The 1,856-nt window shown below is 39.9% G+C and carries 1 protein-coding gene; it reads left to right on the forward strand.

Annotated elements, in window-relative coordinates:
• Window positions 1-68 precede the first annotated feature (68 nt).
• Window positions 69-1,799, forward strand: coding sequence for an alpha-L-fucosidase (locus tag BWI44_RS02980; protein WP_171030404.1), 1,731 nt, complete (start codon window positions 69-71; stop codon window positions 1,797-1,799).
• Window positions 1,800-1,856 lie beyond the last annotated feature (57 nt).

Raw genomic sequence — 1,856 nt, forward strand, 5'->3', positions numbered from 1 at the left:
ATATGATGTTCCTGAATCTCTGTGCAAATAATAGTGCATATTATTATGACGTATAAATGAAGTTTAGAATGAAAAGAATCTATTTATTAATCATTTTAGTAGTAGGCTGTGTAATGTTGTCTGCTCAACAAGATCCATTTACCAATCGCATACCTTGTCATTTGAAGGCTAGTCGTGTAGGTACAAATAGCGTAGAACTTATTTGGGAGAATGTAGTAGAGGCTGTAAGTTATGAGGTTTACAAGGAAGATACTTTATATAAGACTGTTAAAGAAAATCGCATTACAGTGGAAGGGCTGAATTCGTTTGATATTTACTTCTTCTCAGTGAAGGCTAGGAATAGTCATGGAGAGTTCAGTCGCGAGAGCGAGAAACTTTATGTAGCTACCGCTGAGACAAAAAGGCAAAAGGATAAGCGGATGGCGTGGTGGCGTGAAGCCCGTTTTGGGATGTTTGTCCATTGGGGCCCTTATTCTGCATTAGGTGGGCATTATACAGGACCCACGTTTCTGCAGACAAATGAAAAACATCCTTGGATAGAGGCTGACGGCATGATAAAAGATTACTATTCATGCTATCGTCCTGAATGGGTATCTTCCGATGGGAGTATAAAGACAGACCCAACTACAGGCAAACCTTATAAAAGAGGGCAATATGCCGAATGGATAATGTTTGCGGCTCAAATACCCAGGGATGAGTATCTGAAGCGGGCAAAGGAGGATTTCAAAGCAGAAAAATTCGATGCTAAAGAATGGGTAAGGATGGCTAAAGAGGCAGGGATGAAATATATTGTCATTACTTCAAAGCACCATGATGGCATTGCACTTTTAAATACACCTGTGGGACATACTATTTTTAAAGATACAGATATCCGCAGGGATATATTGAAAGAGCTGGTGAATGAAGCGAGGAAGGCCGGTCTGAAAATAGGTTTTTATTATTCGCAGGCATTGGACTGGAATAATCCGGGGGGGATGGGATGGATTCCGCAAAATGACGCGCCTAATCGGGAAGCTTCCTATGCAGACAAAGCAAAATATACGGATGAAATAGTTATCCCTCATTTACACACTATCATAAATGATTATAAAGTCGATCTTATTTGGTGGGATATGGGAGCAAGCAGCGCTCCCGAATTTAAATATCGTATGATGAAAGCTATCAAGAACATACCTGGTACGGAACGTTTAATTTTTAATGACCGAATGGAGGATAAGCTGACGGGTGATTTTAAAACTCCGGAACAAAGCATACCTGATATGCCTTCCAATGGAGATGGTACAGATTGGGAGACTTGTATGACCTTGAATGACAATTGGGGATATGCTGCCCATGATATACGCTGGAAGACTACAGAGGATGTTCTTCAAAAATTGATTGATATTACCAGTAAAGGGGGGAATTATCTATTGAATATCGGTCCGAAAGCAGATGGTACTTTCCCTGCTGAAAGCATCAATTGCTTGGAGGAAGTCGGCAGTTGGATGAAGGTGAACAGTGAAGCTATTTATGGTACAATACCGAGTCCGTTTGTTAGCCAACTCGATTGGGGAAGAGCTACCAGAAAAGAAGTGGACGGTAAACAGTTTCTTTATTTGCATGTTTTTACTCAATATTGGCCGAAAGACGGCAAACTTCTTGTCCCGGATTTTGGCTCTGGGATAAAACGGGCCTATTTATTGATTGATGCGAAGAAAACTTCTTTACCTATAGACAAAATGGGAGACAATCATATATTTTCTTTACCTTTAGACGCTCCTGATAAAATCAGTACGACCATTGTTGTAGAAACTTTGTGACGTAGGTAGGGCTGTAGTATAATAATATAAATATGGATAATATGATGAAAAGATTAA

Origin of the sequence: Bacteroides sp. Phil13 (assembly GCF_001940965.1) — a bacterium.
Lineage (GTDB): Bacteria > Bacteroidota > Bacteroidia > Bacteroidales > Bacteroidaceae > Bacteroides > Bacteroides intestinalis.

Coding starts and splice junctions, on each gene's coding strand:
- BWI44_RS02980 (WP_171030404.1), top strand. CDS start 69: ATGAAAAGAATCTATTTATTAATCATTTTAGTAGTAGGCTGTGTAATG.